A 27,000-nucleotide genomic window follows, 5' to 3' on the forward strand; every position below is an offset into this window, starting at 1 on the left:
TTCGCGCCTCGTCCGCGGTTGGAGCTTTTTCAGAAGCTGCGACTGCGACGACCTCGAGGCCGCTGTCTTTGTATTTGTCCTGCAGCTCCGCCAGATGGGGCATCGCCGAAACGCATGGGCCACACCACGTCGCCCAAAATTCGACGATGTACAGTTTCCCAGGCTGGAAGGCTGTCAGCGGCTCGCCACGCAGCCAGCTCTGCACCTTGATGGCAGGGGCCGGGGAATCCATTCGAAGCACCATGTCGCTCTCCAAAGCTATTGCCAAATGTGTGTCTTTGTCGGAAACGGAACACACAAACTAAAAGATTCGCACGTCTTGCGTGGTCAGCCCTCAGCAGGGTTGCCATTCGTCAGTTTGAGCAAAGGCCGTGCCAGCACGCTCAAGGCACTGCGACCAATGCGTGCCGACCGCTCGAGGGCCAGCAGTTCAACCATCTCGTCCAGCGTGGTGTCCTTGCAAGCCTCGATCAACCCGGCGATGAAGGCTTCCTGCGCATCGAGACCGGAGGCGCGCCGCCAGCCCTGTGGCCGAGGCGTTCGCTCGCCGATTTTCGCCGCGCCATCCAACGGATCGCACTCGATATCCCCACGCCGAACCGCGCCGCCGCCTGTCGCGCCGACGTACCCTCATCGCAAGCCTTCAAAACCAGCGACCGAAGGCCCTCACTGAGTGTCCTTGCTATCATCCACCTCATTAAAGTGGACGTTGAATCAGCTCAGAAAAGCTGTGTCACATCACAATCAATTCATCGATCTGTGGATGTGCTCTAGCGCTCGCCGGCGTAAAATTGACAGTCGGCTCGTTGAGCAGCAGCACTTCGGAGCTGGCCAAAAGTACGCGCGCGATCTCCACGACCTGTCTGCCTCGTGCAGAACAGCCAGCCTGCCTGCCGATCGCTGACTTTTCTCTAGCGCGATTGATGAGGCGCGGCGCCGTGCGGGTTGCCGCCCTCAATCGCGAGCAGGATAGCGTCTTTACACTGCGTTGGCTCCGCACCGTTTGAAAGATCTGGACGACACGTTTGAGGGGCTTGAATCAACGAGCCACGACGATGGCCAGCCGCTGAAGGACGGATCGAAGAGGCCACCTTGCCATTGCGGGTTCGTCAGTGCTGTTGTTGCCTCCTTGGGCACAGATCCCAACTTGCTCGCGTTTCTACGCAAGCATCATCCCGAGTTCTGATGCTCCATCATCGTTCCGCGCGCGAAATTCGCGGCCTTTGGTGCCGCGGCGGACCCAAGCGAACGCTCGATCCGTGGCATGAACGGCGACAACATGGGCGCAGCTAAATCTGGCCGGATCTGCTTGCGGCCGACCTTGACGGCCAAGAGTTTGTCCAGACTATACGACCCATGTCTCGGGGCATCGATGGAGAAGTTGAACCGAAGGGGCGGCTGCAGAGCCGGTTCTGGGGTGCAGGCGAACTCCTGCACCTTGGCTACGCTGCTAGCAGGATAGCGCGAGGAGTACCGCTTCCAACAAGGTTCGCGCCGAAGACGCTCCGTTTTTTTTGGAGAACCAATGCCGCGACTTTAGCTCACCGTTTTTTTGGCGCGGCGCCAACCGGCCATCATTGACGACGGCCCGCCTGAGCCCGTGAGGCAGGCCTTTGCTGCTGCGCGCAAAGTGGGCTCAGGGACAGCATAACATCCAACCCAGGATGGCAACGGCGCACAGACCCAGACTTCACTCGCCCTTTACGGCGTACTTGCGACGCGCATGCACTCGCCAAAATTCGCCCGATCAGGCCAAAGCATTTTCCGACGTGTCATCCCCTTCATCTTCCGTCTTCCGGATGCGGTTTGGTTTCAGGAAATCCTTTTGTGGAACCGCACAGAGATCTCCTGAACAAACCTTCTCACCCCTGTAGTTGGCCAGGGCCTGCAGCAACCCCGGTCCATGCTTCTGTTTCAGTTCGTCTGAGCCATGCTGCCAATCCGCGAGCGACTTCAGTGCCACTTCGATCAACTCGATCGCGCGATCCTTGTCGCCGCTCTCGTAAAAGTACTGACCGAGCGCCGGGAACGCGCCGTCGCCTGCCGGGGGATGCAGAGCCAGGATGTGTTCGGACAGCTCCTTGCCCATCGCGAAGCGCTCGGCAGACGGAAGGTACGAATAGTCCTCCTCCGGATGGAAGAGTTGTTCCAGCACCTGAGACAACCAATCCACGGAATTTTTGTTGATCGCGTCGCGAACCAAGAGCTGGATGACCGGCATGCCCGCCCGCATGTCGCGCATTTCGTGAAGCAGCAGATTCGCATGGCACGTGCGGATATCGGGATCGTCCGGGAACAAGGCGACACCCTCTTCGATGGCCGAGAGCGCCGTGTGCCACTCCTGTGCCTTGAACGCCGCGTAATACTTCTCCAAAATCGGCATCTTCACCATTTCGGCTTCGCCTTCGGCAATCCGCTTCGCATCGCCGGCTTTCGCTTGCTTGCTGGTGCGCCAGCTGCCGTTGATCACTTCGGGCAAGACCTCAGCGAGGTCCGTTGGAAGACCGATAAAGGCGATGGCGCCGTCACGATCGACAACGAACGAGGTCGGAATCCCGAGGGAGAAGCTGGGTTTCCTCCAAAGCTTGTTCATTTCGCCTGTGAAGTCGAACGCGATCCGATAGTTCAGATACGAGCAGTTTTCGGTCAACCACGCGTCCAACTTGGTTCGCGCCTCGTCCGCGGTTGGAGCTTTTTCAGAAGCTGCGACTGCGACGACCTCGAGGCCGCGATCCTGGTATTTCTCCTGCAGCTCCGCCAGATGGGGCATCGCCGACACGCAGTGGCCACACCACGTCGCCCAAAATTCGACGATGTACAGCTTCCCAGGCTGGAAGGCTGTCAGCGGCTCGCCACGCAGCCAGCTCTGCACCTTGATGGCGGGGGCCGGGGAATTCATTCCAAGTACTACCATGTCGCTCTCCAAAGCTATTGCCAAATGTGTGTCTTTGTCGGAAACGGAACACACTAACTAAAAGATTCGCACGTCTTGCGTGGTCAGCCCTCAGCAGGGTTGCCATTCGTCTTGAACAAAGGCCGTGCCAGCACGCTCAAGGCACTGCCACCAATGCGAGCCGACCGCTCGAGGGCCAGCAGTTCAACCATCTCGTCCAGCGTGATGTCCTTGCAAGCCTTGATCAACCCGGCGATGAAGGCTTCATGCGCATCGAGACCGGAGGCGCGCCGCCAGCCCTGTGGCCGAGGCGTTCGCTCGCCGATTTTCGCCGCGCAATCCAACGGATCGCACTCGATATCCCCACGCCGAACCGCGCCGCCGCCTGTCGCGCCGACATACCCTCATCGCAAGCCTTCAAAACCGGCGACCGAAGGTCCTCGCTGAGTGCCCTTGCCATCATCCACCTCATTAAAGTGGACGTTGAATCAGCTTGGCAAACCTGTGTCACATCACAATTAATTTCATCGATCCCTGGATGGGCTTTAGCGCTCGCTGGCGGTAAAATTGACGCTCGTTGAGCAGCAGCACTTCGGCCCTGATCAAAAGTACGCGCGCGATCTCCACGACCTGTCTTTGCCTCGTGCAGAACAGCCAGCCTGCCTGCCGATCGCTGACTTTCTCTAGCGCGACTGATGAGGCGCGGCGCGGCGCGGGTTGCCGCCTCTGTCGCGAGCAGGATATCATCTTTAGCTTGCTGCGCTGCCTCAGCACCGTCTTCCTTCTTACGCGCTGCTTCGCCTCAAATGAGGCGCCTGACGCGTTGGATGCAGACCTCAAGCCTGTCGGACGGCAGCTCAGCGCTGGAGATCGGATCTCGGCATGGGCCTCAGCGGAACGCGGAGCCGCCAGGCTGATGATCCCTGCCGCCTCAGATTGGTTGCACGCCGGTGTCGACGCGGCCCGACCCCATGTTAACGGACTTGTCCTCGCGCCGCTTGCGCTTTGCGGCTGCGATAGCCGCGATCCGATCGCATGAAGGCCTCGAGCATATGGGGGATCAGAGTCGCCGCTTCGACGGGCTCATACAAGCGGCTGTATTCCGCCGCGTAGCGCTCCAGTTCGTCCTTAAGCGGCTCGGGAAGCGCGATCGTCATGCGGACCGTCCCGAATTTCGGCAATGGACCAAGTTTCAGGTTTCCCATGCGCCGCCTCCTATACAAGGTGCGACAGAGTTATGTTGACCGTTCAGAGAATCGGCATAGGCGATCAGATCGCGATGAACGGTCGCCGGCGTGATCTTAACTGGCCGATCGTCGGGAATTGCAGAGAGTTTCAGCTTGGTCATGATGGATCCTTCGCGCCATATGGCGCCAGCACAAGATCGCGATTGACGATAACGCGAACCGGAAAACCCGGCCGGATTGTCAGCGTCGGCTGGACATTGAGCTGATTGCGCACGATCTGCTGGCCGACATTGCTGAGCGAATCCTGTGCGCCTTCGCGAATGGCCTTGGCGATATCGCTTTCTTCGTTGCTGGAACCAAGCGAGGTGCCGGTGCCAAGCAGCGTCGAGAGCGCTGCAGCCCGAAACAGCTGGCCCCAGTGATGGTCGACCTCGTCCTCGAGCCCAGAGAACCCTTCAGCATCCGTGCCCTGCTGGCGCTCCAGCACAATCGAGGTGCCATTGGGCATGATGAGCCGGTTCCACACCAGCAGCACGCGCGACTGGCCGAAGGCGACCTGGCTGTCATACTGGCCAATCAGTTTTGCTCCTTGGGGGACGAGCAGGTATGACCCTGTCGGGCTGTCATAGACATTCTGCGTGACCTGAGCGCTGATCTGACCGGGCAGGTCGGAGCGGATGCCAGTGATGAGGGCAGCTGGAATGACCGTTCCGGCCTGGACGACGTAGGGGGACGCTTTTTCGGCGAGGCGATCGGGACTGACGGTACGGCGGTCGGGCGCGGCATTGACGAAGGCAGTTTTGCGGTCCTGCATATTTTGTGGTGAGCCCAGCTCGAGCGCGGGCAGTTCGGGCGGCGACGCCAATCCTGACAAAGCGTAGCCGCCACTGTTTGCGCCAGAACTCTGTCGCGCTGAATTGGCCCGCGAATTGCTGTCGGTAAACAGCTTCGCCACGCGGGCGGCCTCGATCTCGGCCAGGCGACGTTGTTCTTCAGGGTCGGCACGCGGTGTTTGGATGTCTGGGACCTGAATCTGCTGACCTCGCTCTTGCGCGCGCAGAATTGGCCGTCCGAGATCGCCGGGCAATGCAGGCCCGAGTTTCGGGACGCCCGAATAGTCCTTCGGCAGGCCTTGCAGTCCGTCGGCGGTGGCTCGGTTTTCCGTGCTGAACAGTTCGGATGACTGCTCGTTGCCGCGCCGTCTGCTATCGAGCGCCCAGATCAGCGTGCCGAGGATCGCGACGCTTGCGACGCCGCCAAGGCCAATGAGCACCTTGCGCGACAGTCGCGTCACCCTTGCGGGCTCTGGTCGCAGCCGCAGCTCCGCTTCGATAGCCGGGTTATATGAATTGGAAGTTTCGCTCATCGAAACAGCCCCACGCCGCGCCGCGGCTTCTTCCCGTCGGTGCGCACGATCCGGACGCGCTTTTCGCTCGTCTTGTCGCCCAGCCTCAGTTCGGCCGCGGCAAACAGCCGGTCGACGACATAGTAGTTCTGGCGGGCGCGGTAGTTGACCAGTTCGGAGCCGCCTGACGGACCAACAACGAAGAGAGGCGGCATTTCACCCTGGCCGATGCCCAATGGGAATTCGATATAGACTTTTGCGCCATCGTCGAAAGCGCGCAGCGGCTTCCAGGGTGCTGGGTCGCCCTCGATCCGATAGCGGAAGTTGAGTTTCTGAATGTCGACGCCGGAAGCCACAGGCTGCGCAGCGGAAGCCTGTGCGTTCTGCCGACGCAGGGCAATCAACTGATCCTGCGGGTACTGCCAGGAGACAGAGGCCATGTAGGTTTTCTCGGTCGAGCGTAGCTCGAGGTGATAGGTGCGACGGTCACTGTTGATGACTAGGTTGGTCTGGAGATCGGGGCGCGTCGGCTTGACGAGAATGTGGACCTGACGCCGGTCCCCTGCCCCGCTTTGCGTATCACCGATGATCCAGCGAACGGTATCGCCGGCGGCGACGGGACCGGAGCCGACAAGTTGCTCGCCCGGCTGCAAAGCGATGTCGGTAACCTGGCCCGGGGCGGCATAGATCTGGTAGAGCGCGCCCTCGCTCCAGGGATAAAGCTGGATTGCGTTGATGAAGCCGTCGCGGACGGGCTGCATTCGCGCGGCCTCGTTCGCCTGGCTTATGCGCAGCTTCGGGTCGGCAACCTCCGCCTTCGCTTTGCCGCTGTTTTTGACCGACTTCAACTGACCGGGGAGCGGAAGAGGCTTCGGCAGTTCGACCACCTTCACGGGGCTAGGCGCATCGGCCTTCTGGACGGCAGGCGCGGCATCGTCGTAGTCGATCTCGGGCGGAATGTATTTTTTCGAGGCGCAGCCGACGAGCGCTGTCGCGGATAGCAGGCCTGCGGCAAGCACGCGCGCCGCCCGTTGGCCCCTTGTCGGTGTTCGTGCGGGACGCATCATGAAAGCTCCTTCGACCAGTTTATGGCGTTGACGTAGACACCGAGCGGATTGGCTTTCAGCCGCTCGGCATCGCGGGGTTGTTGAATGATGATGGTGAGGATGGCGGTCCAGCGTTCGGTGCCGGCCAGGCTGCCGTTCTCGTAGCGGCGCTCGGTCCAGGCGACGCGAAACGAGTCCGGTGAGGCACGGATGACGCTCGAGATCTCGATTGCGACCTGGACTTTGCCGACCTTAGCAAAAGGGTCGTTCAGGCGGGCGTAGTCGTTGAGAGAGGTGGCGCCACGATCGGTTGTGTAGTCGTAGGCGCGCAACCAGTTCTGGCGCACGATGACAGGATCGTCCGCGATACTTCGCACCTGCTCAATAAAGCGGGCGAGATGCCATGCGATGTGCGGATCCGTCGGCTTGAAGTCGGCCATGGCCGGTGCCACCACCTGGGCCTCGCCAAACTTGTCGACCTGAACCACCCAGGGAACGACGGAACCCCGCGTCGATTGCCAGACCAATGCCGACGCGAAGCCGCCGGCGAGCACGAGCGACCCGAACGCCATCAGCCGCCAGCTTTTCGCCTGCACACGCGCCGAGCCAATGCGCTCATCCCACGCTTGGGCTGCGCGCTGATACGGCGTCTCCGGCTGGGTCGTCTTGCCGTACCGGACGGAAGGTCGTTTGAAAGGATTCATCGGTGGTCATCCTGATGGAGAGAAACATTCATCGAGCCGCCGCCATGATCGGCAGAGCGGACGGTATGCGCTGCCAAGCCGGCCCCATGGCTCAGGGCCTGGCCACGCTTCATGCGAGTGGCCCATTCCGGCGGCGAGCCGGCTGTGGAGTTCGAAGGGGACGCGGTGGCCGGTCTGGCAAAGGAGGGATCGTTTGCGGCTGCGGTCATGCTGCCAACAGGCGATTGCCCGCCGGTAGCATTCCATCCCGCAGAACGACCGGATTGATTGCTGCTGCCGAGCGCCGACGCGGCGCGCGACATGGCTTGCCTGACCGGCTGAAGGGCGACCCCGACCCCGGCTCGAGCGACACCGCCGAGACCGGCGGCGACTGCGCCGGCACCGCGCTGTCCCGACGCTGCTGCGGCGAGCCCATAAGCAGTCGACGTACTTCCCGCCAGATGAGCGCCGCCTCGCACCGCAGCAGCCGACATGCGCCCTGCGGCGCCAACGGCACTTGCGGCACCACTCAGTCCCGCACGCGTGCCCATGTAACCCGCTGCGCCTAGTCCGGCGGCGGCGAGGCTCGTGCCGACTGCAGACCCCGCGCCGAGTTGCGGCGCTCCTGAGACGAGCCCTGTCGCAATGCCCGGGCCGAAGATCGAGAGCCCCATCAGGGAAAGAGCGCCGAGCACAAGTGACAGCGCATCCGTGATCGTGGGTTGTTCAGCGAAGCCTTGGGTGAATTCGCCAAAGAGACCCGAGCCGATGCCGACGATGACGGCGAGCACGAGAATTTTCACACCGGAAGCAACGATATTGCCGAGGACTTTTTCGGCGAGGAAGGCCGTCCTGTTGAATAGCGCAAACGGAATCAGCACAAAGCCGGCAAGTGTCGTCAGCTTGAACTCGATGAGCGTGACAAAGATCTGCACGGCCAGGATGAAGAAGGCGATGAGGACAATTGCCCAGGCGATCATCAGAACGGCAATCTGGACAAAATTCTCGAAGAAGGAGACGTAGCCCATCAACTGGCTGGCGGCTTCCAGGATAGGATTGCCGGCGTCAATGCCAACCTGCGCGACGCGGCCTGGCTGCAGCAGCGCGGCACCGGAAAGTGCCGACCCTCCCGCCTTGAGGCCGAGCCCGGAAAAGCTCTCGAAGACGATGCCGGCGAGACGATTGAAGTTACCGATGATGAAGGCGAAGAAGCCTATATAGAGCGTCTTCTTCACCAGCCGGTGCAGCACGTCCTCGTCAGCGCCCCAGGCCCAGAATATTCCCGCAAGCGTGATGTCGATGACGATCAGGGTTGAGGTGAGAAAGGCGACCTCACCACCGAGCAGGCCGAAGCCGGAATCGATGTATCGGGTGAAGGTTTCGAGAAAGCGGTCAATCACGCCGGTATCGTTCATGGCGTCTTGTCCTCGCCGATCGAGCGGTCGATCCGGCCGAACCGGTCGTCGGCCGGCCACTCCGGTTTGTCGCGATTGCCGGGCATGAAGAAGCGGCGTCGGCTTTCTTCCCAGGCCGCCTTACAGGCAATGTCGCGGGTGGCCTGTTCGCCGAGCGTGCGGCAACGCGTGAGCTCCCGGACCAGCGGACCGCTATCGGGATCGGCCGGGCGCAGGATTGGCGGAGCAGTGTATTTGTCGTCGTTGCGCGAGATAATGGTGATGGCGACCGCCAGTGCGAGCGCCGTCACCCCGATCAAGCGGGCGGTCGTCTTGAAGTCCATCGGAGAAAGTCCTTAGTCGTGGAACATGCGCACGCTGCTCGGGCTGTAGTTTTTGCCTGTCATGAACCGGCTGAACTGTTCTCGCGCCTGTTCCTGGGCGGCTGCTTGCCTGGCGCTCTCAAGGGCTGCGGCCCGCCCTTGGGCGGCCATCATTGCGGTGAGATCGGCGACCTGCCTTGCCTGAACGGCGAGAAGCTGGTTGCCGGCCTGCGTCGCCTGCAGAATACCGACCGCCGACTGGCTGGCGTCGACGGCCGCACTCGTCTGCTCCCGTGTCCCCTCGATGTTGTCGACGGCGACAGCTCCGGCCTTCAACGAATGCTCGAATGAAGCAACCGAAGTTTGCCAGCGTTCACGCGCATCATCGACAAGCTGCCGGCTGGAGAGATCCGAGCCGAAATTCCCGTAGGTCGACTTGAACTGGCTCTCGATGTCCTGGACCCTGTAGGCAAGCTTGTCGGCCTCGCCGAGCAGGCTCTTCATCTCAGAGAAATTGTCCTCGATCTGGCCAAGCAGCGATGTCGGCAGCGAGGTAAGGTTTCTTCCCTGATTGATCAGCATCTGCGCCTCGTTCTGCAGGGAGGCGATCTGGTTCCTGATCTGCTCCAGCGCGCGCGCGGCCGAGAGTACGTTCTCCGCATAATTCCTGGGATCGAAGACGATCAGTGCCGACGCCGGGCCGCAGGACAGGGCGACGCCCACGGCGACAACACCAGCAGCAGCCAGATGCCGGGCGCGGAGACGGTTGGGGACAGAATTCATGACGAAACCTCCTTTGCGGATTGGTCGACGATGTTGGTGAGGTGGGGAACGAGGTCAGCGGCCCAGGAGAGACCGCGATCGGCAAGCCAAGCCTCGAGAAAATTGGCAGGGCCGCTCTCCGCGATGATCCGCTCAGTTGAGGCCTGATCAGTCTTTGACGAGGCGGCGCAAAGCGCGAGGGCGATCGGACCGAGGCCCAACTCGAACAGCCGATTGCCGCGCCTGGACTGGCAATAGTAGTCGCGCTTCGGAGTCCCTCGGGCGACGATCTCGATCTGGCGGTCGTTCAATCCAAAGCGGCGATAGATGTCGGTGATCTGCGGCTCGATGGCGCGCTCGTTCGGCAGAAACAGCCGCGTCGGGCAGCTCTCGACGATGGCAGGCGCGATTGGCGATCCGGCGATGTCGGAGAGCGACTGCGTAGCGAAGACGACGGAGGCGTTCTTCTTCCTCAACGTCTTCAGCCATTCGCGTAATTGATCGGCAAAAGCGCCGTCGTCCAGCGCCAGCCAGCCCTCGTCGATGATCAGCAGTGTTGGCCTGCCGTCCATCCTCTGCTCGATGCGGTGGAACAGATAGGCGAGCACAGCGGGCGCAGCACCGGTGCCGATCAGCCCTTCGGTCTCGAACGCCTGAACGGATGCTTCACCGAGACGCTCGTGTTCGGCGTCGAGCAACCGGCCAAACGGGCCGCCGATACAGTAGGGCCGCAGCGCCTGCTTCAATGGCGCGGATTGCAGCAGCACCGACAGGCCGGTGAGTGTCCGCTCCTGGAGCGGCGCACTGGCGAGCGATGTCAGCGCCGACCACAGATATTCCCTTACCTGCGGCGTGACGGGTACGCCTTCGCGCAGGAGAATGTCGACGAGCCAGTCGGCCGCCCAGGCCCGTTCGGGCATGTGATGGATGCCGGCCAAAGGTTGCAGCGAGACGTCGCCGATGTCGTCGGACAGATCAGCCAATTTGAGCAGCGCAAGCGGATCGTCCGGGCCCTGCCCGCTCGATGCACTGCTGCCGAGATTCTGCCAATCGCCCCCCATGGCGAGCACGGCCGCACGGATCGATCCGCCGAAATCAAAGGCAAAGACCTGATTGTCTGGGTAACGCCGAAACTGCAGCGCCATCAGTGCGAGCAGGACCGATTTGCCAGCTCCGGTCGGGCCGACAACAAGCGTGTGTCCAACGTCGCCGACATGCAGGCTGAACCGGAAGGGCGTTGAGCCTTCCGTCCTGGCGAATAACAATGGCGGCGCGCCAAAATGCTCGTCCATTGCGGGACCTGCCCAGACCGCCGAAAGCGGGATCATATGGGCGAGGTTTAGCGTCGATAGCGGTGGCTGGCGGACATTGGCATAGACATGGCCCGGGATACTGCCGAGCCAGGCCTCGACGGCGTTGACACGCTCGACGATCGCCGTGAAATCGCGTGACTGGATGAGTTTTTCCGTCAGCCGGAGTTTTTCGTCAGCAATTGACGGATCGAGATCCCACACCGTCACCGTCGCGGTGACGTAGGCCTCGCCGATCTGGTCAGAGCCGAGTTCCTGAAGTGCGGCGTCCGCGTCGGCTGCCTTGTTGGCGGCGTCCGTGTCGACGAGGACCGATGCCTCATTGGTCATCACCTCCTTGAGGATCGCCGCGATGGACTTCCTTTTGGCGAACCACTGCCGGCGGATCCTTGTCAGCAGGCGGGTCGCGTCGGTCTTGTCGAGCATGATTGCCCGCGTCGACCAGCGGTATGGGAAGGCAAGTCGGTTGAGTTCATCGAGAATCCCAGGAAAGGTCGCGGTCGGGAAGCCTATGATTGTGAGCGTGCGCAGATGGGACTCGCCGAGCCGCGGCTCCAGCCCGCCGGCGAGCGGCTGATCGACCAGCAGCGCGTCGAGATGCATCGGTGTCTCGGGAACACGGACACGATGGCGCCTGGTTGAAATCGTCGAGTGCAGATAGGTCAGCGTCTCGGCGTCATCGAGCCAGTCGACTTCGGGAACGAAACCTTCGATCAGGTTGAGCACACGGTCGGTGCGGTCGACAAAACTCTTCAAAAGCTCCACGGGGTCGACGCCGCTCTTTTCGCGGCCTTCGTAGAGCCAGCTTTCCATCCGGGATGTTTCCTCGGCCGGCGGCAGCCAGACAAAGGTCAGAAAGTAACTGCTTTCGAAGAGCTCAGCATGGGACTCGCCACAGCCCTGCCCGGGTGATCCATGGTAGGAGCCACCCTCGAACTGTTCGCGGCGTTCAAGGTCGACCAACGCTGACGCGCTGTCAGGAAAAAGCCCTGCCGGATAGTCCTGCGCTGTAAGTCGGGCGGCTTCGACGAAGATCGCCCAGCCGGAGCCGAGCCGACGCAGCGCATTGTTGAGGCGGGCCGTCGAGCCGACCAGTTCGGCAGGCGTGGCACTGTCGAGATCGGGGCCGCGAAACCGCGCGGTTCGCTGGAACGAGCCGTCCTTGTTGAGCACGATGCCCGAGGCCACCAATGCAGCCCAGGGCAGATAGTCGGCGAGGCAGGATGGCCGTTTGCGGTATTCGGCGAGGTTCATCATGGGAAAGCCTCTCAGCAGCCGAAATGCGCGGGATAGCGCAGGTGCCGGCGAACCACGTCGAGGAACTGGGCGTCGCGCTTGGCTGCCAGCACGGCCGCGAAATGAGCGATGGCCCAGATCACGATGCCGGCGAACCAGAGTCGCAGCCCAAGACCGACCGCGCCGGCCAGCGTGCCGTTGACAATAGCGACCGCGCGCGGTGCGCCGCCGAGCAGGATCGGTTCGGTGAGCGCCCGGTGGACCGGTGCGAAGAAGCCGCGGACATCCTCTTCCATTAGATCTGCGCTCCACCGCCGAACGAGAAGAACGAAAGGAAGAACGAACTCGCCGCGAAGGCGATGGACAGGCCGAACACGATCTGGATCAGACGGCGGAATCCGCCCGAAGTGTCGCCGAAGGCGAGCGACAGGCCGGTGACGATGATGATGATCACCGCGACGATCTTGGCGACCGGTCCTTCGATCGATTCGAGGATTTGTTGAAGCGGTTGCTCCCACGGCATGGAAGAACCGGCGGCGTGTGCAGGAACAATCATCATGGCCCCGATCGTGGTAGCCGTGGCAGCGCGCGCGAGGACCGCACCAAGCTTAGGGATAGACGATGAAGTGAAGCGGATCGGGTTCATTCTGAAGCTCCATGGATGACTCGGGATTCATGGTTGGATTGGCCTCGATTTTGGCTTCGAGCATGCGGTAGTCGCCGGTGGCGGGATCGAGCCCGTCAACGAGCGCGATCTCGACGAGGCGACGGGCTGAACCGCGTCCTGCGAGCACAGCAACGAGATCAATCGTCTCGGCGATCAGAGTGCGAGGAACCGTGACAACGGCTTCCTGTACGAGTTGCTCAAGTCGGCGCAGCGCGCCGAGTGCGGTGCTCGCATGGATGGTACCGATGCCACCTGGATGGCCGGTGCCCCAGGCTTTCAGGAGGTCGAGTGCTTCCGCGCCGCGTACTTCGCCGATCGGGATACGGTCGGGGCGAAGCCGCAGCGACGACTTGACCAGATCGGAGAGCGACGCGACGCCCTCCTTGGTCCGCAGGGCCACAAGATTAGGCGCAGCACACTGCAGCTCGCGCGTATCCTCGATCAGCACGATTCGATCGGAGGTCTTGGCAACCTCTGCCAGCAGCGCGTTGACCAGCGTCGTCTTGCCGGTCGACGTGCCACCGGCGACCAATACGTTCTTACGCTTTTCAATGGCGAGCCGCAGCACGTCGGCCTGCGCCTCAGTCATTACGCCGGCGCCTACGTAATCCTGGAGCGTGAACACGGCGATGGCCGGCTTGCGGATGGCAAAAGCGGGGCCGGCTACAACCGGTGGCAACAGGCCTTCAAACCGTTCACCCGTTTCAGGCAGTTCGGCCGAGACGCGCGGAGCGCCTGGATGTACTTCGGCGCCGACGTGATGCGCAACGAGCCGGATGATCCGCTCGCCATCTGCCGGGATCAGCATCTCGTCGGCGGGTGACAGGCCTTCTTTCAGCCGGTCGACCCACAGGCGGCCATCTGGGTTCAGCATCACCTCGACAATCGAGGGATCTTCAAGAAACCCGGCTATAGCCGGGCCGAGCGCTGTGCGCAGCATGCGCGCCCCACGCGACACTGCTTCCCTGCCGGCATTTTGATTGTCTGCCACTATGATCCCCATTTTCTCGGGCGATTTGTTTCGCACCGCTGACGGGGATGATTAGAAGAAGCAGGAATGTGAGCGTTGCAACAAGGAAAACGGCCGGCAGCAACGCGACGTGCAGAGACTTGCAAAATGCGGTGCAGACGAGCTGACGACCGCCTCGGCCCACTATCCCGGATGCGACTCAGCCGTGTCCGTCGATGCTGGAGGCGCAATGTCCTCTGCAATTTCTTGGCTGAGCTTTGGCCCCTTGCTCAACCTGCGCCCGAGCGCATCGACGAAAGCGTCATAGCGCTGCCGACCTTTCGCGCGCGCTTCAGGCTGAGCGGCGTCAGGTAAGGCCGGAGTTGAGGTGAGCCAGAAGCGCACGAACAACGCCAGTGTCTCGATCGAGATACCGAGATCGCGTTCGACGCGCTGAACGCGCCGCTCGATCTGGTCGAGCCGCCTTGTGATTGCCGCCTCTTTGCGCTCCTCAGCATCCGGAGACAGAAAAGAGGCGATAGCTGCCTCGGCGATCAGCGACAGCGACACATCTCTCTTGGCGGCGTAGTCGGCAAGCGCATTCATGACCTCCGGTTCCAGATAGGCAGACAGGCGGCGCTTTTTCATGGAGGTCAAAGTTCGATTCCATCTTTGGGATCGAGTGCGGCCTGTCGCGCGGTGCGCCGCATCGTCTGGTCGACCGAACGCCGGCGGGCGGCCTCATCATCGGATTCGTCGCGATCAAGGTCGAATTCATCACTGTGCGCCAGCGTGGGCTCCGGCGCGATATCCTCGTGCTCGGGCAGTTCTGGCTGGCGGCGGATACCGCCATTGTCAGGGTCACTGTCTTGCCGGCAATACAATGCGAGCGTTGCCTGCGCCGGCTGCACCTTGGCAACCGACAATCCAGTCCAGTCATCTGGACGCGATACTCCGTCGGTGGTTGTGGGCTTGGGCGGAGGCAGGACGCGCTCGGCAAGCCGCGGATCTGCGAAATAGCGCGCCTTTTTCGCTCGGATCGGGGACAGTCCTGAGACCATCACAATGGCATCGGTCGGTGGCAACTGCATGATCTCGCCGGGCGTCATGAGTGCGCGCGCGGTCTCCTGTCGCGAGACCATGAGATGCCCAAGCCAGGGCGACAGGCGATGCCCGGCATAGTTCTTCATCGCCCGCATTTCGGTTGCCGTTCCCAGAGAGTCGGAGACGCGCTTGGCGGTTCGCTCATCGTTGGTCGCGAAACTCACACGCACATGGCAGTTGTCGAGGATGGAATTGTTCGGCCCGTAGGCTTTTTCGATCTGATTGAGCGACTGGGCAATGAGGAACGACTTGATGCCGTAACCGGCCATGAAGGCGAGTGCCGATTCGAAGAAATCAAGCCGGCCAAGCGCCGGGAATTCATCGAGCATCAGAAGCAGGCGATGCCGACGATCCTTCGCATGCAGATCTTCCGTCAACCTGCGGCCGATCTGATTCAGGATAAGCCGGACAAGCGGCTTGGTGCGGCTGATGTCCGATGGAGGTACAACCAGATAGAGCGTCGTGGGCAGCGCGTTCTCCACCAGATCGGCAATGCGCCAATCGCAACGGGACGTCACCTGGGCCACAACCGGATCGCGGTAAAGCCCCAGGAAACTCATCGCAGTCGACAGCACGCCAGAGCGCTCATTCTCCGATTTGTTGAGCAGTTCACGTGCTGCCGATGCGACGACGGGGTGCGGACCGGCATCGCCCAGGTGCCTGGTCAGCATCATGGTTCTCAACGTCGTCTCGATCGGCCGCTGCGGATCGGAGAGGAATTTGGCAACACCGGCGAGCGTCTTGTCATTCTCGGCGTAGAGGACATGCAGGATCGCGCCGACCAGCAGCGCATGGCTGGTCTTTTCCCAATGATTGCGACGTTCCAGCGACCCCTCTGGGTCGACCAGCACGTCAGCCACGTTCTGGACGTCTCGGACCTCCCACGCGCCACGCCGGACTTCCACCAGCGGGTTGTAGGCGGCTGACGCAACATTGGTTGGATCGAACAGCAGCATACGGCCGAAACGTGCTCGCCAGCCTGCGGTTAGTTCCCAATTTTCACCCTTGATGTCGTGAACGATTGCGCTTCCCGGCCACGTCAACAGGGATGGCACGACGAGCCCGACGCCCTTGCCGCTTCGGGTTGGCGCGAAGCACAAAACATGTTCCGGACCATCGTGGCGAAGGTAGTCGCAATCGAGCTTGCCGAGAATCACGCCATTGGCGCCGAGCAAGCCTTCGGCTTCGATCTCCTTTCGCACAGCCCAGCGTGCCGAGCCGTAGGTGGCCACGTCTTTGGCCTCCCGCGCTCGCCATAGTGACATGCCGATAGCAACAACAATCGCGATGAAACTTCCGCTCGCCGCGATCACCGCGCCTTCAACAAAGACCGTTGGTGCGTAGGCGTCGTAGAAAAACCACCACCAGAAAAATGCCGGTGGCGGATAGATCGGTTGGCCGACAAGTTCGAACCAGGGCGAACCAAGTTGCTCTTGGTAACCCAGTCGCCAGGCCGTCCATTGCGTTGCTCCCCAGGTGGTCGTAAGCACGATGGTCAAAACAGCGATGATCTGACCCCACAATATTTTTGTTGCCGGCATCACTATTCCCGATTCAAAATTCGGGAGCGAGTAAACAGTGTACGAACCGAGACAGTGCAACAGGAAAGGCTTCATCCCCGCAACTTATAGTAGCCAGACCTAGAAAGACTTGCGACCTGCGCCGGGGATTCGTTCTGTAACGGAGCAGCCGCGAAAGCAGCTGGCTGCTAAGCGGCATCATGGCGCATCTTCAACTGAAAGGCGCCGGCCAAACGCCGCCGCCAACTCGCCATCGAAGGGCCACCGCAACTCTATTGCGGCCAGAAAATCCCCCGCAAGCACGCGAGGTTGAGGATCATCAGCGACGAGGGCTCCCGAGTGGCCACCGCTCAGCAAGCCAATCGCCACTGACCCCACTGCCCCTCGCTTGCTGTAGCGCCAGCGGTTTTGCTTGGGATGGCTAGGACGCTGGCCCTACCTGTACGCCAGGAGCGCCCTGACATGAGCATCCGTCATCCGCGTCAACCGCCGCGGCGCACGGTCGTTGTTCAGCCCGGCAGCGCGATGAGCGCTGCGCGGATCAATCCTTTTCCCATGAGTTCAACTCCTTTCGAGCGGCATCGGCCGGCAGCGCGCCGATGCCGTTCTGTACTAGGCCGGCGACGCCGCGGGCTTTCGCCTCGGCCGAGATATGGTTGAGCCGTTCAGCCTTTGCTCCGGTGACGCGGCCATGCATCCACGCGGCTGCGGCGCCAATAATGCCGGCGCCGACCGCGAGGATGGTCGGGTTGGATAACAGGAATGCAAGTAGATTGGTCATGAGAATGTTCCCCAAAATATCAAAATTACCACCCAGCAGAGTTTGCAGGAGACGTGCAGCGACTGGTCCATTTCATAAGAAATCCGCCCCATGCACTTCGCATCGTCGATGAGGCCGTGAGCGACAAATTCAGCGATGCCGAGCGCGAGACTGCCCGTTATCAGGCCAACCATGCCGCCGTGGATTGCCGCGTGAGAGAGCAGGCCATGATACCAGGGGACGCCCGCAATCGGGTTGGCGCGGTTCTTGGCCCTGGCAAGGAAATCGCCCTGAAGCGGATAGTCAGCCAGTGCGTGACCGGCCAGAAGAAGCGCGATCATGGTTAGTAGCGCGGTCATCTTACTTCACCTTGCCGATGTTGGGGTAGCTGCCGAGAGTGGGATCGTTTCGGCGGCGCCGATACTGGGTCAGCGCCGACCGCCAGCATGTAGATCGGGAACCATTTCGGCGGCAGAGCGCCTTTGTAACAGGTTGGGGTCGAGCGACAGGAAGACGCCGACCGCGACGCCGATGAAGGCCTGTAGCCGAACCAGGAAAATGGTCGCCGTTGAGGAAGAACGTTTCGATCTTGGCCCACAGGGTCATTCGCTTTGGTTCGTGCAGCAATCCGGCCACTGGTCGGCGGTCAGCCGAACGGTTACGGTCTTGCTTTCGATGTCAGCGAGCACGGCAGCGGATGGTGTGCATGGGACCCTTTTGCCAGGTTGCAATTGTTGCAGTGTTCGACCACGGGAGTGCACGGCCCATGCTAGGCCTCTGCGCAGCGTAACCGCAGATGTAGAAGTGGCGGTCGGCATGCGTTAATAGCGGCGCCGGCATAGACGCCGCTTTCGATCAGCGCGGCCTCTCCCTTGCGGCGAATGAGGCCGGCGAGCAGTCTTGCCTTTGGCAGTCGTTCCAGTGCCGAGAGGCGCATTCGCCCAGCCGGGATTAGTCGCCAACGTTGACCAAAGCCGACCAAGTGGCAGCGGAGCGAGCCGGTGCCGAGGTAGACCGGCAACGCCATGCCACCGAACACGTCTTGATCCGATGCCGAAGCGGGGGAGGACGAGCCCGGCAGTGTATGCCGACGCCTCACATTTCCAATGACGTCTGTCAGGTGCGCGTTGCAAACATCCATGACCCCGTCCTTCCGCAACAAAGCCCCGCAACGCTTTTTCCTAACCGGCACTGCACCGGTTTGAGCGTGCAAGACGACAAGCGCGTTTGGCGCATCCCCTGATATCTGGATGATGCCGAGCGCCCGGAGGACATGAATGTGGCAGGCCTTTCTTTCCATAGCCTGACGGGTCGCTATTCGGTTTGCGTTACGGGCAATTGGCGCGTCACCTTCCGATGGACGCGGAAGACACGACAGACAATGACTTGGAGGACTCCACTGATGAAGCAAGATCAAGCGCGGCTACCCGCGATGCACCCCGGCGAACTCCTTCGCGTAGACATTATCCCCGCGCTGGCAAGCCCAAGACTGAAATGACCAGCCCGCTGGGCATCTCTCGGCAGACCGCGATACGCTATGTTGACGAGAAGCAGCCCGTCACTGCCGCCATAGCAATCCGGCCTCGGAAAGCTATGCGGCAACGGACCGCCTTTGGCTCAACCAGAAGCGTTACGACCTGGAGCGGGCCGAGCGCAAGGTGGACGTTTCGTCCATTGCGACGCTGGAAGTCGCTAGGTCACGCCAGCGCCAATAACTTGTGATCGAGGGACACGTCACATACCCAATACAATAGCTTTTCTGGCATGCCCTCAAATCTTTCCAAGGCCCCTTTAGGTTCGAACTGCTGGCAACACCGTTTTCCGGCGAACCAGATTTGTCCAGTATCGGTGGCGACGGGACCACCACATGTTTCGGAGCGGGACGAGCTCAGCGTATGAGTTGCGACCTAATGCAAGTGCCCTGCAAGATGTTGATCGAGCAAGTCTAGGCGAGAGCTAGACAACCACTTGCGTGCCGATCTCCACCACGCGTCCGGTCGGAATCTGAAAATACTCCGTCGCATCGGCCGCCGTGCGCGCCAGCCCGATGAACAGCTTGTCCTGCCACACCGGCATGCCGGAATTGGGTGAGGCCTTGAGCGAGCGCCGCGACAGGAAGAAGGACGTCGTCATGATGTCGAACCTCCAGCCCTGCTTGCGGCACATCGCCAGCGCACGCGGAACGTTGGGCTGTTCCATATAGCCGAAGGTCAGCGTCACCCGCATGAACAGCTCGTTGATCGGTTCCATCTTGACCCGCTCGCTGTCGGGCACGACGGGCTGCTGCGCCGTCACCACCGAGAGGATGACGTTCTGTTCGTGCAGCACCTTGTAGTGCTTCAGGCTGTGCATCAGCGCGGTCGGCGCGCTGAGGAGATCGCTGGTCAGGAACACGGCGGTGCCGGACACCAGATGCGGTTTCTTCTTCAACAGATTGCCCGCAAGGAAATCGAGCGGGATCTCGTTGCGGCGCGTCTTGTCGAAGAGATAACGGCTGCCGCGCACCCAGGTCCACATACCCAGCACGATCGTGAAAGCCACTGCCAGCGAGGCCCAGCCGCCTTCGAACACCTTAACGATGTTGGAGGCGAAAAAGCCGATATCGATGAGAGCAAACACCGCCGTCAGCCCGATGGCCAGCCAGAGCTGCCATTTCCAGATGCGGGTCATGATCACATAGAGCAGCACCGTCGTCACCAGCATGTTGCCGGTCACCGAGATGCCATAGGCCGAGGCCAGTTTGCTGGACTCGCCGAAGCCGACGACCAGCATCACTACCACCAGCGCCAACAGAAGGTTGACGCGCGGCATGTAGATCTGGCCGGATTGCTTTTCCGAGGTGTGCAGGATTTGCAGCCGCGGCAGCATGTTGAGCTGCACCGCCTGGCGGGTCAGCGAATAAGCACCCGAGATCACCGCCTGGCTGGCGATAACCGTCGCCGCCGTCGCCAGCACCACCATCGGGATCAGCGCCCAACCCTCGTTCATCTCGAAGAAGGGATGGCCGAGCACGCCGCCATTCGCCAGGATAAAGGCGCCCTGCCCCGCATAGTTCAAGAGCAAACAGGGAAACACGATCGTCAGCCAGGCCAGCACCATCGGCTTGCGGCCGAAATGGCCGAGATCGGCATAGAGCGCCTCGCCCCCGGTGACGGCAAGGAAGACGGCGCCGATCGTGACGGAGGCAACTTTTGGCGAATGGATCAAGAAGGCGACGATATAATGCGGGCTGACTGCCCACAGGATCTCCGGATCGGCGATGATGTGCTTGAGGCCGGAAAGGCCGATGGCCAGGAACCAGACAGCGGTCACCGGGCCAAACACAAGCCCAACGCCGCCGGTGCCGAAACGCTGCACCGCAAACACCATGGCGAGGATGACCAGCGTCAGCGGCACGACATAGGGCTGGAAGGCGGGCGTAACGACATTCATGCCTTCGACCGCCGACAGCACTGAAATCGCGGGCGTGATGACAGCATCGCCGAAAAACAACGAGGCACCGACAATGCCGACGCCCAGGATCAGCGCCGAGCGCTTTGGGAAACTGCCGCGCGCCAGCGCCATCAATGATAGTACGCCGCCCTCGCCGCGGTTATCGGCGCGCAGCACGAACATGATGTACTTTACCGTAACCGTAATCGTGAGCGACCAGATGATCAGCGACAGCACGCCGAGAATATCTGTAGGGTCAGCGATGTTGCCGCCAGACGAGGCATGCAGCGCTTCGCGCAGCGCATAGATTGGGCTGGTGCCGATATCGCCGTAGACAACGCCGAGCGCACCCAGCATCAACAACTTGGTACTTTGTGTATGAGCCGAGCCGAGATGTTCCGCTAGTTCCCCACCGTCACAATTGTTGGCAGATTCCACGACAGCCATCCGTATGCTCCCATGGGTGCTGCGCTCTGCAGCCAACGCAATTCTGCATTTGCGAGGCGCGCCCCTTGCGATGGGTAGCCTCGGCCGATTGGGCGGTGCAACAGGGAGAGGGAGGAGCTCGCTGCACTGCCGCTATCGGCCGAGGCGTCAGGTAATTGCTAACAGGGACTGCCATCTTGAAGTCGACTGGCACGTCACCCGGTCGGTTATCACATTAACCGGTTATCAGCAATTTATAGCGCTTAATCTGTGCGTAATACCAGACCAATTTTGGCTGTTAAACTCTAAAGGCTGAACTTTTATTGGCAAATTAGGCATATCACTAAACTGCATACAGTATTTACCCTCGGCGATATTGATCAACAGACTATCGACTGGCGACTGTTGGAAGTCAATATTTTCATGGTTTCAGATGTAGCATTTCGGAAGGCTTGTCATAGAACATGAGCGTCCAGATCTTCATCGCCTCGCGACTACAGATCGGCGCGGACCGAACCGTCCGCCTCCTGAATACGGGAGCGTTCCGCCTGACCTTCCGCCACGGGCCGAATGCGCTTGACAACATGGCACGGGCCCGTTCAACTTGACGCATTCACCAGGGGAGTCCCGGCAAGGGGCTGAGATACTGCTGGCTTTCGCGGCGCAGTGACCCGTTGAACCTGATCCAGTTCATACTGGCGTAGGGACGGTGCAAGCGCTTTGCGGGAGTTCACGCCCGTAGTCCTGTATTGAACAGGCAGGCCAAAGCGTCTTTTCATCCTTCCGGCACAGAACTGGGTCTCCAATGCATGAGCAAAGGAGCCTCACGATGAATGCCCTTACCCCCGCCGTGTCGACGGGACCGCTGCCCGCCTCACGAAAAGTCCACAAGCTCGGTACCATCCACCCGCAGATCAGGGTGCCAATGCGCGAAATCTCCGTCCATCCGACGGCCGGCGAGCCGCCCGTTACCGTCTACGATCCTTCCGGCCCCTACACAGACCCGACTGTCGAAACGAGCATCGAAAAGGGCCTTTCCCCGCATCGCCACAAATGGATCATGGCGCGCGGCGATGTCGAGGCCTATAACGGCCGCCATGTCCGGCCGGAAGACAACGGCTTTGCGACTGGCGAGCGCCTGACACCGGAATTTCCCGTTCGCAACCGGCCGCTCAGGGCCAGATCGGGCAAGGCAGTGACGCAGCTCGCCTATGCCCGCGCCGGTATCATCACGCCCGAAATGGAATTCGTCGCCATCCGCGAGAACATTGGACGTGAGATCCTGCAAGGCAAGCTTCAGCGGGATGGCGAGGCCTTTGGCGCCTCGATACCGGATTTCGTCACGCCGGAGTTCGTGCGCGACGAGGTGGCGCAAGGGCGCGCAATCATCCCAGCCAACATCAACCATCCCGAAAGCGAACCGATGATCATCGGTCGCAATTTCCTGGTCAAGATCAACGCCAATATCGGCAATTCCGCCGTCACCTCTTCCATGGCTGAAGAGGTCGAAAAAATGGTCTGGGCGATCCGCTGGGGCGCCGACACGGTGATGGATCTGTCGACCGGGCGCAACATCCACAACATCCGCGAATGGATCGTGCGCAATTCACCGGTCCCGATCGGGACGGTGCCGCTCTATCAGGCGCTGGAGAAGGTCGCCGGCATCGCGGAGGACCTGAACTGGGAGGTCTATCGCGATACGCTGATCGAGCAGGCCGAGCAGGGCGTGGATTATTTCACCATCCACGCCGGGGTGCGGCTGCACTACATCCCACTGACCGTTGATCGGGTCACGGGTATCGTCTCGCGGGGTGGGTCGATCATGGCCAAATGGTGCCTGCACCATCACCGGGAAAGCTTCCTCTACGAGCATTTCGAAGAAATCTGCGACATCTGTCGCGCCTATGACGTCTCCTTCTCGCTCGGCGATGGCCTACGCCCCGGCTCGATCGCTGACGCTAACGACGCGGCGCAATTCGCCGAACTGGAAACGCTCGGCGAGCTGACAAAAATCGCCTGGGCGAAGGATTGCCAAGTCATGATCGAGGGGCCGGGGCATGTCCCCATGCACAAGATCAAGCAGAACATGGACAAGCAGCTCGCCATCTGCGGTGAGGCACCCTTCTACACGCTTGGACCGCTGACGACCGATATTGCGCCCGGCTACGACCACATCACCAGCGGAATCGGTGCTGCCATGATCGGCTGGTTCGGCACCGCCATGCTCTGCTATGTGACGCCGAAGGAGCATCTCGGTCTGCCAGATCGCAACGACGTCAAGACCGGTGTGATAACCTACAAAATAGCCGCGCACGCCGCCGACCTCGCTAAGGGCCATCCGGCGGCGAAAATCCGCGACGATGCGCTGTCGCGGGCCCGTTTCGAGTTCCGCTGGGAAGACCAGTTCAACCTGTCGCTCGATCCCGAAACGGCGCGCTCGTTCCACGACGAGACCTTGCCAAAGGAAGCGCACAAGCTGGCGCATTTCTGCTCCATGTGCGGGCCGAAATTCTGCTCCATGCGCATCTCCCATGACATCCGCGCAGAAGCGCAGAAGGAGGGGATGGCGGCGATGGCGGAAAAATATCGGGCGGGCGGCGACCTTTATATGCCGGTGAGTATCACCACGCCCAAAGTGTCGGAGCCGCTATGAGGATCTTGGTCACGGGGGCCGGCGTCGCCGGCCTCACCACGGCCTTCGAACTCGCCATTCGCGGCGCGGCGGTGACCGTCGCCGAAATCGGGTGTGGTCTCGGCGGCAGCGCATCGTGGTTTGCGGGCGGCATGCTGGCGCCCTGGTGCGAGCGTGAAAGCGCGGAGCAGCTTGTGTTGGACCTCGGACGCGGCGCCGCCGACTGGTGGGATGCCGTGCTGCCCGGTCAGGTGACGCGGGCCGGAACGCTGGTTGTTGCAACGCCGCGGGATGCGAGCGAGCTTGACCGCTTCGCAGGCCGCACCTCAGGTTATCGCTGGACCGATGAGGTCGAAATCGCGTCGCTGGAGCCCGACCTCGCCGGCCGTTTCCGCCGCGGGCTGTTCTTCCCCGGCGAGGCGCATCTCGATCCACGCGACGCGATGGCAGCGCTTCATGAAAAGCTCGTAGCCATGGGCGTCGACTTCCGCTTTGCCACGGACGCCCGGCAGCTTTCCGGATTCGAACGCGAGATCGACTGCATGGGAATGGCTGCAGGCGATGAGAGGCTGCGCGGCGTTCGCGGCGAAATGCTGATCCTGCGCACGCCCGATATCTCGCTGTCGCGTCCAGTGCGGCTGCTTCATCCGCGCTTTCCGCTCTACGTGGTGCCGCGCAGCGATCACCGTTTCATGGCCGGCGCCACGATGATCGAGAGCGATGATTGTGGTCCGGTCACGGTCTGTTCGATGATGGAACTTCTCAGCGCTGCCTGCGCGCTCCACCCGGCCTTCGGTGAGGCCGGTATAGTCGAGACCGGCGTCGGAGTTCGTCCAGCCTTTTCCGACAATCTGCCACGTGTCGAAGCATGCCGAAATGGCGTCGCGATCAACGGGCTCTACCGCCATGGTTTTCTTCTTGCGCCCGCCATGGCGCGGCTGGCGGCCGCTTTTGTGTTCGATCACGACAAATCCGAGGAGCTCGCTCATGAAACTGATGGTCAACGGCGAAGCGCGTGAGGTTGCTGCAACCACGCTGGCAGAGCTGCTAGCCGCGCTTGACTATGAGGGCGATTGGCTGGCAACGGCTGTCAACAGCGACCTCGTGCATAAAGTCAACCGGGCAGAATTCCTGTTGAGCGAAGGCGACCGGATCGAGATCCTGTCACCCATGCAGGGTGGGTAGGACCATGTTCGATCTTTTTGGAACGACGCTTGCCTCACGCCTGCTTCTCGGCACCGCCCAATATCCTTCACCAGCCATCCTTGCCGATGCTGTCAAGGCGTCCGGGACGTCGGTGGTGACCGTCTCCTTGCGGCGTGAAATGGCAGGCGGCAAGGCTGGCGAGAAGTTCTGGTCGTTGATCCGCTCGCTCGGCGTCCACGTCCTGCCCAACACTGCCGGCTGCCATTCCGTCAAGGAGGCGGTCACGACCGCGAAAATGGCGCGGGAAGTCTTCGGCACAGACTGGATCAAGCTCGAAGTGATCGGCAACCATGATAACCTCCATCCGGACGTGTTTGGCCTGGTCGAAGCCGCCCGCGTCCTGTGCGAGGACGGCTTTGCCGTCTTCCCCTACACCACCGACGACCTCGTCGTTGCCGAACGGCTGCTGGACGCGGGTTGCAAGGTCCTGATGCCGTGGTGCGCACCGATCGGTTCCGCGCTCGGGCCGGTCAACATCTCGGCGCTGTGCTCGATGCGCGGACATTTTCCCGGCGTCCCGCTGATCGTCGATGCGGGGCTTGGACGACCATCGCACGCGGCAACCGTCATGGAACTCGGCTTCGACGCCGTCCTCCTGAACACGGCGGTTGCCAAGGCAGCCGATCCGGTCGGCATGGCGCGCGCGTTCCGCAAGGCGGTCGATGCCGGCCGTGAAGCCTTCTGCTCGGGAATGCTCGAACCGCGCGATGTCGCCATGCCGTCGACACCGACATTTGGCAGGGCGGTCTTTTCATGAAGCTCGACCCCTTTTACCTGATCGTCGACAGCGCTGCCTGGATTGAACGGCTGGTCCCGCTTGGCGTTAAGCTGGTGCAGTTGCGCATCAAGGACAGGGACGAGCCCACGCTGCAGATGGAAATCCGCCGCGCGATCGACGTCTGCACGGTCCATGGTTGTCAACTGATCATCAACGATTATTGGCGGCTCGCCATTGAGGAAGGCTGCGACTTCGTCCATCTCGGTCAAGAGGATCTGGCTGCGGCCGATCTGCTGGCGATTAAATACGCCGGATTGAAGCTCGGGCTTTCGACCCACGATCACGCCGAACTGGAAACGGCGCTCGCGGCCGAGCCGGACTACGTGGCGCTGGGGCCGATTTATCCGACTAACCTCAAGCAAATGAAATGGGCGCCGCAAGGGCTCGAACGGATCAGCGCGTGGAAAGACAGGGTTGCGCCGATCCCGCTGGTTGCCATCGGCGGGCTCAGCCCTGACCGGCTCGACGGTGTCTTCGAAGCTGGCGCGGACAGCGCGGCTGTGGTCACCGATATCAGCCTGAACGCCGATCCTGAAGCGCGCACGCATGAATGGATCGAGAAGACAGACAGATGGCGCTGAGGCAAGAGCCGTATGTGCTTGTCGTCGGTGGATCGGACTCCAGCGGCGGTGCCGGCGTTGCACGCGATATCGAGACGATCTCTGCCATCGGTGTGCGCACCTGCCTTGCCGTCACTGCGGTGACGGTGCAGACACACGATGCGGTCATCGCAATCCATCATCTGCAGCCCGGCCTGGTCGCCGACCAGATGCGCGCAGCACTGCGGGCCAACAAGGTGTCGGCCATCAAGATCGGCATGCTATCAACCGGGCGGGTCATTGTTGCGGTTGCGGCCGTGCTCCGCGAATATCCACGGATACCGGCAGTACTCGACCCGGTGCTGGCTTCCTCTTCGGGCAGGCCGCTCCTGGAGGCGAATGCGATCGGCGTCATGAAGCGTGATCTCATGCCGGTTTGCCATCTCGTAACGCCAAACCTCATTGAACTGGCGGTCCTTGTCGGTGCGGAACTGGCAGCGGACGATGATGACACGCTCCGGCAGGGAAAAAGATTGTTTGCGTGCGGGCCGCAGGCGCTGTTGCTTAAAGGTGGCCATGCGAGCGGACCGCGATCCACCGATATCCTGTTGACCTACAATCAGGAACCCATTCGCTTTGACACACCCCGTCTTGCCGGAACGATGCGCGGGACCGGCTGCATGCTGGCCAGCGCCATCGCCGCGCATCTGGCGAATGCGAGGTCGCTTGAAGAGAGCGTGCTCGAAAGCAAGCGGTTCGTCCTCAAGAAGCTTAAGGAGAATTCTGCCGGATGATCCTACAAGCCACT

26 protein-coding genes, 2 pseudogenes and 1 riboswitch are annotated in these 27,000 nt (G+C 61.4%); of the genes and pseudogenes, 6 read left to right on the plus strand and 22 right to left on the minus strand.

The features are described from left to right. The 22 genes and pseudogenes from ACWTU7_RS27445 to ACWTU7_RS27550 form a co-directional block, all read right to left on the minus strand. Positions 1–244 (minus strand): TlpA disulfide reductase family protein (locus ACWTU7_RS27445; RefSeq protein ID WP_455841753.1); only part of this gene is annotated, 244 nt, incomplete at its 3' end. Positions 245–369: 125 nt separating this feature from the next. Continuing rightward, positions 370–689: pseudogene (locus ACWTU7_RS27450) on the minus strand (IS630 family transposase); the annotation flags it as partial. A 481-nt stretch (positions 690–1,170) separates the two neighbouring features. Then, complete coding sequence (locus tag ACWTU7_RS27455) at positions 1,171–1,332, minus strand: hypothetical protein (RefSeq protein ID WP_455841752.1); 162 nt, start codon at positions 1,330–1,332, stop codon at positions 1,171–1,173. 415 nt (positions 1,333–1,747) lie between these two features. Continuing rightward, the gene (locus tag ACWTU7_RS27460) at positions 1,748–2,914 is read right to left on the minus strand and encodes a TlpA disulfide reductase family protein (protein WP_455846556.1); all 1,167 of its coding nucleotides are present in this window, start codon (positions 2,912–2,914) and stop codon (positions 1,748–1,750) included. A gap of 122 nt (positions 2,915–3,036) precedes the next feature. Next, positions 3,037–3,353 (minus strand): annotated as a pseudogene (locus ACWTU7_RS27465) (helix-turn-helix domain-containing protein); the annotation flags it as partial. A 514-nt stretch (positions 3,354–3,867) separates the two neighbouring features. Continuing rightward, positions 3,868–4,098 carry a DUF2274 domain-containing protein gene (locus ACWTU7_RS27470; protein WP_455840977.1) on the minus strand — a complete coding sequence of 77 codons (231 nt, stop codon included), beginning with the start codon at positions 4,096–4,098 and terminating at the stop codon, positions 3,868–3,870. Next, on the minus strand, positions 4,086–4,241 hold the full coding sequence (locus tag ACWTU7_RS27475; RefSeq protein WP_455840978.1) for a DUF2274 domain-containing protein: 156 nt from the start codon (positions 4,239–4,241) through the stop codon (positions 4,086–4,088). The genes ACWTU7_RS27470 and ACWTU7_RS27475 overlap by 13 nt, the downstream gene beginning before the upstream one ends. After that, positions 4,238–5,446 carry a TrbI/VirB10 family protein gene (locus ACWTU7_RS27480; protein WP_455840979.1) on the minus strand — a complete coding sequence of 403 codons (1,209 nt, stop codon included), beginning with the start codon at positions 5,444–5,446 and terminating at the stop codon, positions 4,238–4,240. Before ACWTU7_RS27480 ends, ACWTU7_RS27475 begins: the two co-directional genes overlap by 4 nt. Next, positions 5,443–6,489, minus strand: a complete 1,047-nt coding sequence (gene trbG, locus ACWTU7_RS27485; RefSeq protein ID WP_455841027.1) for a P-type conjugative transfer protein TrbG — start codon at positions 6,487–6,489, stop codon at positions 5,443–5,445. Before trbG ends, ACWTU7_RS27480 begins: the two co-directional genes overlap by 4 nt. Beyond that, on the minus strand, positions 6,489–7,175 hold the full coding sequence (trbF, locus tag ACWTU7_RS27490; protein WP_455840980.1) for a conjugal transfer protein TrbF: 687 nt from the start codon (positions 7,173–7,175) through the stop codon (positions 6,489–6,491). Before trbF ends, trbG begins: the two co-directional genes overlap by 1 nt. Beyond that, a complete protein-coding gene (trbL, locus tag ACWTU7_RS27495) occupies positions 7,172–8,569 on the minus strand; it encodes a P-type conjugative transfer protein TrbL (protein WP_455840981.1) in 1,398 nt (465 codons plus the stop codon). Before trbL ends, trbF begins: the two co-directional genes overlap by 4 nt. Beyond that, the gene (gene trbK-alt / locus ACWTU7_RS27500; protein ID WP_455840982.1) at positions 8,566–8,892 is read right to left on the minus strand and encodes a putative entry exclusion protein TrbK-alt; all 327 of its coding nucleotides are present in this window, start codon (positions 8,890–8,892) and stop codon (positions 8,566–8,568) included. Before trbK-alt ends, trbL begins: the two co-directional genes overlap by 4 nt. A gap of 12 nt (positions 8,893–8,904) precedes the next feature. After that, positions 8,905–9,654, minus strand: coding sequence for a P-type conjugative transfer protein TrbJ (gene trbJ, locus ACWTU7_RS27505; protein WP_455840983.1), 750 nt, complete (start codon positions 9,652–9,654; stop codon positions 8,905–8,907). Further along, the gene (gene trbE, locus ACWTU7_RS27510) at positions 9,651–12,200 is read right to left on the minus strand and encodes a conjugal transfer protein TrbE (RefSeq protein ID WP_455840984.1); all 2,550 of its coding nucleotides are present in this window, start codon (positions 12,198–12,200) and stop codon (positions 9,651–9,653) included. The genes trbJ and trbE overlap by 4 nt, the downstream gene beginning before the upstream one ends. An 11-nt stretch (positions 12,201–12,211) precedes the next feature. Continuing rightward, the gene (locus ACWTU7_RS27515; protein WP_455840985.1) at positions 12,212–12,475 is read right to left on the minus strand and encodes a VirB3 family type IV secretion system protein; all 264 of its coding nucleotides are present in this window, start codon (positions 12,473–12,475) and stop codon (positions 12,212–12,214) included. Continuing rightward, the gene (locus ACWTU7_RS27520) at positions 12,475–12,825 is read right to left on the minus strand and encodes a TrbC/VirB2 family protein (RefSeq protein WP_455840986.1); all 351 of its coding nucleotides are present in this window, start codon (positions 12,823–12,825) and stop codon (positions 12,475–12,477) included. The genes ACWTU7_RS27515 and ACWTU7_RS27520 overlap by 1 nt, the downstream gene beginning before the upstream one ends. Continuing rightward, positions 12,788–13,786 carry a P-type conjugative transfer ATPase TrbB gene (gene trbB / locus ACWTU7_RS27525; RefSeq protein WP_455840987.1) on the minus strand — a complete coding sequence of 333 codons (999 nt, stop codon included), beginning with the start codon at positions 13,784–13,786 and terminating at the stop codon, positions 12,788–12,790. The genes ACWTU7_RS27520 and trbB overlap by 38 nt, the downstream gene beginning before the upstream one ends. 213 nt (positions 13,787–13,999) lie before the next feature. Beyond that, positions 14,000–14,401 (minus strand): CopG family transcriptional regulator, encoded by a 402-nt coding sequence (locus ACWTU7_RS27530; protein ID WP_455846557.1) that lies wholly within the window; start codon positions 14,399–14,401, stop codon positions 14,000–14,002. 47 nt (positions 14,402–14,448) lie between these two features. Further along, positions 14,449–16,440 carry a conjugal transfer protein TraG gene (locus ACWTU7_RS27535; RefSeq protein WP_455840988.1) on the minus strand — a complete coding sequence of 664 codons (1,992 nt, stop codon included), beginning with the start codon at positions 16,438–16,440 and terminating at the stop codon, positions 14,449–14,451. Between the two features lie 520 nt (positions 16,441–16,960). Beyond that, positions 16,961–17,200: an ABC transporter permease gene (locus tag ACWTU7_RS27540; protein ID WP_455840989.1), complete on the minus strand. Its 240-nt coding sequence runs from the start codon at positions 17,198–17,200 to the stop codon at positions 16,961–16,963. Beyond that, entirely contained in the window at positions 17,197–17,538 is a 342-nt protein-coding gene (locus tag ACWTU7_RS27545) for a DUF3307 domain-containing protein (RefSeq protein WP_455840990.1), read from the minus strand. The genes ACWTU7_RS27540 and ACWTU7_RS27545 overlap by 4 nt, the downstream gene beginning before the upstream one ends. Positions 17,539–19,135: 1,597 nt before the next feature. After that, complete coding sequence (locus tag ACWTU7_RS27550; RefSeq protein WP_455840991.1) at positions 19,136–21,094, minus strand: potassium transporter Kup; 1,959 nt, start codon at positions 21,092–21,094, stop codon at positions 19,136–19,138. Between the two features lie 551 nt (positions 21,095–21,645). Continuing rightward, positions 21,646–21,762, plus strand: a riboswitch (TPP riboswitch). A gap of 104 nt (positions 21,763–21,866) precedes the next feature. Here ACWTU7_RS27550 and thiC point away from each other — a divergent pair. From thiC to ACWTU7_RS27580, 6 genes are read left to right on the plus strand one after another with little or no spacing between them, the layout of a single operon-like run. Beyond that, positions 21,867–23,690, plus strand: a complete 1,824-nt coding sequence (gene thiC / locus ACWTU7_RS27555; RefSeq protein ID WP_455840992.1) for a phosphomethylpyrimidine synthase ThiC — start codon at positions 21,867–21,869, stop codon at positions 23,688–23,690. After that, positions 23,687–24,688, plus strand: a complete 1,002-nt coding sequence (gene thiO, locus ACWTU7_RS27560; protein ID WP_455840993.1) for a glycine oxidase ThiO — start codon at positions 23,687–23,689, stop codon at positions 24,686–24,688. Before thiC ends, thiO begins: the two co-directional genes overlap by 4 nt. After that, positions 24,657–24,854, plus strand: coding sequence for a sulfur carrier protein ThiS (thiS, locus tag ACWTU7_RS27565; protein ID WP_455840994.1), 198 nt, complete (start codon positions 24,657–24,659; stop codon positions 24,852–24,854). The genes thiO and thiS overlap by 32 nt, the downstream gene beginning before the upstream one ends. 4 nt (positions 24,855–24,858) lie before the next feature. Beyond that, entirely contained in the window at positions 24,859–25,632 is a 774-nt protein-coding gene (locus ACWTU7_RS27570) for a thiazole synthase (RefSeq protein ID WP_455840995.1), read from the plus strand. Continuing rightward, positions 25,629–26,234 (plus strand): thiamine phosphate synthase, encoded by a 606-nt coding sequence (locus ACWTU7_RS27575; RefSeq protein ID WP_455840996.1) that lies wholly within the window; start codon positions 25,629–25,631, stop codon positions 26,232–26,234. Before ACWTU7_RS27570 ends, ACWTU7_RS27575 begins: the two co-directional genes overlap by 4 nt. After that, positions 26,225–26,986, plus strand: a complete 762-nt coding sequence (locus ACWTU7_RS27580; protein ID WP_455840997.1) for a hydroxymethylpyrimidine/phosphomethylpyrimidine kinase — start codon at positions 26,225–26,227, stop codon at positions 26,984–26,986. Before ACWTU7_RS27575 ends, ACWTU7_RS27580 begins: the two co-directional genes overlap by 10 nt. The last annotated feature ends 14 nt before the right edge of the window (positions 26,987–27,000 follow it).

The organism is Mesorhizobium sp. BHscii (genome assembly GCF_053848065.1).